We start from the raw sequence: 521 nt of genomic DNA, 5'->3' as shown, positions 1-521 counted from the left end.
CGCCGACGCGCTCCCCGAGGCGGCACCCGCCGCCGAGGCTCCCGCGCGCCGCACCCGCACCCGCAAGATCGCCGAACCCGAGCCCCTGGCCGAAGCGGCTCCCGTGGCGGAGGCGGCTCCGGCCGCCGAGGCTCCGGTACGGCGCACCAGGGCACGCAAGGTCGCCGAACCCGTGACCGAGGCGATCCCCGCCGAAGCGGCTCCGGCCGCCGAAGCACCGGTACGGCGCACCAGGACGCGCAAGGTCGCCGAACCCGTGACCGAGGCGGCTCCCGCCGAGGCTCCGGTCACCCGCGGCCGGGCCCGCAAGGCCGCCGAGCCCGTGACCGAGGCCGCTCCGGCCGCCGAGGCACCGGTGCGGCGCACCAGGGCACGCAAGGTGGCCGAAGTGCCGATCGCGGCCGCGCCGGTCGCCGAGGCCGTCGCTCCGCGGCAGGCGCCCAGGGCGGCCACCGTGATCAGCTTCACCCCGCCCGTCCAGGCCGAGGCGGCGCCCGCCGCGGTCCGGGCGAGCGAGCCGG

1 pseudogene is annotated in these 521 nt (G+C 80.0%); it reads left to right on the top strand.

Annotated features, from left to right (window positions below):
- A pseudogene (locus ABD785_RS41205) lies at nucleotides 1-521 on the top strand (hypothetical protein); the annotation flags it as partial.

The organism is Actinocorallia longicatena (assembly GCF_039534125.1).
In the GTDB taxonomy this organism is placed as follows: domain Bacteria; phylum Actinomycetota; class Actinomycetes; order Streptosporangiales; family Streptosporangiaceae; genus Actinocorallia; species Actinocorallia longicatena.
The sequence above is the reverse complement of the archived record's forward strand: the minus strand, read 5'-3'. Positions and strand labels throughout refer to the sequence as shown.